Annotated in this window: 4 protein-coding genes and 1 pseudogene; 3 read left to right on the top strand and 2 right to left on the bottom strand. The window is 45.4% G+C overall.

Annotated features, from left to right (window positions below; all coding sequences use genetic code 11):
• The coding region (locus tag AC1DUA_RS30355; RefSeq protein WP_477503287.1) for a cupin domain-containing protein at positions 1 to 546 on the bottom strand (546 nt) is incomplete at its 3' end.
• Positions 547 to 670: 124 nt separating this feature from the next.
• Between AC1DUA_RS30355 and AC1DUA_RS30350 the strand changes: the two genes are divergently transcribed.
• From AC1DUA_RS30350 to AC1DUA_RS30340, 3 genes and pseudogenes are all read left to right on the top strand, one after another.
• Entirely contained in the window at positions 671 to 1,864 is a 1,194-nt protein-coding gene (locus AC1DUA_RS30350) for a Gfo/Idh/MocA family protein (RefSeq protein ID WP_477503286.1), read from the top strand.
• Positions 1,865 to 1,880: 16 nt separating this feature from the next.
• Entirely contained in the window at positions 1,881 to 2,708 is an 828-nt protein-coding gene (locus AC1DUA_RS30345; RefSeq protein WP_477503285.1) for a sugar phosphate isomerase/epimerase family protein, read from the top strand.
• A 174-nt stretch (positions 2,709 to 2,882) separates the two neighbouring features.
• Positions 2,883 to 3,026, top strand: a pseudogene (locus AC1DUA_RS30340) (SDR family oxidoreductase); the annotation flags it as partial.
• A 56-nt stretch (positions 3,027 to 3,082) separates the two neighbouring features.
• On the opposite strand, the gene AC1DUA_RS30335 reads toward AC1DUA_RS30340, so the two are convergent.
• The coding region (locus AC1DUA_RS30335; RefSeq protein WP_477503284.1) for an ABC transporter substrate-binding protein at positions 3,083 to 3,319 on the bottom strand (237 nt) is incomplete at its 5' end.

Below are 3,319 nucleotides of genomic sequence, written 5' to 3'. Positions count from 1 at the left end.
GATGGGGCTCAATCTTTTCGGCAAATCCATACCGCTTTCTTTTTCTTTGTTGGTATAAAAGAAGCGATGAACCAGAACAAGAATCTCGATCAAACAGCCAAGTTTCATGAGGGAATCACCTGGGAATGGATGGTTGATAATGTCATTATATTTCGTAAACAAATCAAGCAAAGCGGATGATTGTTGTTCGCTGAGCTTGATTTTATTTTTTTCACCAGCAGGCCGTTCGTAGAAACATTGAAGTGGTTTCAAGGCTTCGGTTTGAAAGAGCGCAATCAGCGCCGGGTTAAATTCAATCGTTACACGTTCGTATAAGTCATCCGTCGTGAGCGCAGGCTTATGAATTTCATGCTCATTGGTAATGATAAGATCGCCGAATTCCAGGGGATATACGGTTTTGTCAACGAAATAGTTCACATCGCCCCGGATTAAGAAGAAGATCTCACAGCCTTCATGCAAATGAAAATGAACATTAAAGGGAGCCGTGCGAATGGCATGGCGAAATTTCACATGTTCATCAAACTGTTCTAAGTAATCAGAAAGCAAGATAATTCCTCCTCGCGATATGAGCAAGTTTATCCACTTTTGAGGCAATTTCGTCAAGGAAGTGGTAATTGTAATGATATAAGATGATAGTGTGATATTCAATAGATGTGGGAGGGAACAACAAATGAGTAAACAAAAAATTAAATTTGGACTTGTCGGAATTGGAAATATTGGCAACACGCATTTGAAATATTTGAGTGCGATGGAGGATGTAACGATTGTTGGCGTCTGTGATGTAGATAAAGAAAAAGCCGATTTGAATGCCAAAAATTATGGGACTACGGCTTATTACAATGCCGTGGATTTATTGGAACAGTCTGGGCTGGATGTCGTCATTATCGCGGTTCCCCATTATGATCATCCAATCATTGCGATTGAAGCCTTCCAGCGGGGAATTCATGTCATGTGTGAGAAACCGATAGCGGTTCATGTCAATGATGCCAAACGCATGATTGATGCCTATGAAACCTCCAAAGAGACATATCCTGGACTCCAGTTTGCTATTATGTTTCAAGAAAGAACGCTCCCCTTTTATGCAAAACTCAAAGAAATCGTGGACAGCGGAGAGTTGGGCCAACTCACTCGTGCTACTTGGATTCATACCAAATGGTTTCGCTCCCAGTCCTACTATAATAGTGGTGGATGGCGTGCGACATGGGCTGGCGAGGGTGGCGGCATCCTGACCAATCAGTGTCCTCACACGCTGGACATGTACCAATGGTTGTTCGGATTACCTTCACTGATTTCTGGTCATGCACATATTGGCAAATATCATGATATTGAAGTTGAGGACGAGGTAACCGCTTACTTTGAACATGCGAATGGAATGATCGGGCATTTGATTGTGACAACAGCTGAGCTTCCGGGAACGAATCGCCTGGAAATCGTTGGGGATACGGGCAAGCTTGTACTGGAGAACGGTAAGCTGCTTCACTATAAGTATCCAGAGTCTATGCTTACGTTCACGCGAGAGACCGAGCAGAAATTTGCGACTTGGGAGATTGAGCCGGAGGTAATTGAGGTGGATGTCGATGCTCCTAATGGACATCATGTGGTAACCGGCCGCTTGGTCGACCGCCTCTTAGGCATGGAGACAGACTTGATTGCTGAAGGTCCAGAGGGGCTTGGCTCATTGACACTGGCTAATGGCATTATGCTATCTTCCTTCCAGAAGCGCCCTATTGAGGTGCCAATTGATGGCGATGCCTTCCAATCTCATCTGGACGAACTTATAAAAACATCTACGTTTGTGAAAAAAGTTGTCACGGATTCTGCAGCTCCTGTGGATATGTCAGCTTCGTTCGGCAGCAGCAAATAAGAAAGGAGAGATGGCCATGCTTAAAGCTAAAATTACTTGTTTCGCCGATGAAATCTCGCAGGATCTGGAAGAGCAGCTCGATGTGCTCCAGCAAGAGGGGATCTCGCATATTGAGCTTCGGAATGTATGGGGCAAAAACGTCCTGGCGCTGAATGATGAGGAGCTCGCCGCTATCCGTCAAACACTGAATCAACGTGGCTTTCAAGTATCTTCCATTGCTTCACCAATCGGCAAATATCCGGTTGCGGAAGACTTCGGGCCGCAATTGCAAGCGATCCAGCAGGCGATTCAGGCAGCTCACGTGTTAGGGACTCCGTATATTCGTATATTTTCCTACCATCCGCCTGAGAATGTGAACCTGGATACGTGCAGAGACGAAGTGCTGCATCGAATGAAGCAATTGACGGAGATTGCTGAACAGAATAACGTTGTCCTCATTCTTGAGAATGATAATGATTTGTACGGAACTACAGATGAGCGTTGTTTGGAAATTTTGCAGCACTGCGCATCCGATGCCCTGCGTTTGGCTTTCGACCCAGGCAACTTCGTGAAGAATGATATTAAACCGATGAAGGACGCGTATCCACGACTAGAAGCCTATACCGATTACATTCACATTAAGGATGCAACGTTCGAGCCGAAACAATTTGTTCCTGCTGGAGCGGGAAACGGAGAGATTGATACCCTGCTGCTCACTCTAAAAGAGAGAGGTTACGACGGATTTCTGTCTGTAGAGCCGCATCTGCAGCATTATATGCCGCACGCCAGTAATCCTAAACGTGTTGTCACTGCGGTACGCGCGCTCAAGCAGTTGCTTGAACGAGCGGATTACCAGTGGGAGTAACGCATTAATAAGCGAGCTACAAATTAGAGCTTAATCCATTCGGATTGGCTCTTTTTTAGATAATGGATATGGACTGTTTATAAATCCAGTGGAATAAAGTGAGATAGGCAGCTGAATTCGAGAGGAGGCGAAAGATGTGACTTATTTCATGTACCCCTACATGGGTTGGAAGCAGCCACATTCGGTACAGAGGTTCCGCTGAAACGTCCTGGGCAGCCATTTGAGTTGGCTCCTGCTTATGTCCTGCTGGCTTCGGATGACGCCTCTTACATATCGGGGCAAGTTATGTTCGTGAATGGAGGTTCGATTGTTACTTGATTCAGGGCGAGAAGAAACGCCTTCTCGGTCATGCTGAAGAAGGCGTTTCTACAAGCTTATTTTTTGCCAAGGATTCCTTCCTTGAAAATATTCAATAAATATTCGAGGGTTGTCGGGTCGCTATACGTGGAAGCTTCCGTATCAATCTCGATGACATGCTTATTCTTGACTGCCGGAATGTTGTTCCATGTGTCGGTTTTCATGAAGGAATTATTGGCTGCTGTGCTTCTACTCAGGACAAGGTAGTCGCCGGCATAATTCGGGATAACCTCTTGTGAGAGTGCATAGTAGCC

The sequence above is a fragment of the Paenibacillus sp. 01T422 genome (assembly GCF_056398785.1).
This window is presented reverse-complemented; position numbering and strand designations above follow the sequence as displayed.

What these genes read in the sequence shown, in the direction of transcription:
- AC1DUA_RS30350 (WP_477503286.1), top strand. Translation starts at nt 671, where the DNA reads ATGAGTAAACAAAAAATTAAATTTGGACTTGTCGGAATTGGAAATATT.
- AC1DUA_RS30345 (WP_477503285.1), top strand. Translation starts at nt 1,881, where the DNA reads ATGCTTAAAGCTAAAATTACTTGTTTCGCCGATGAAATCTCGCAGGAT.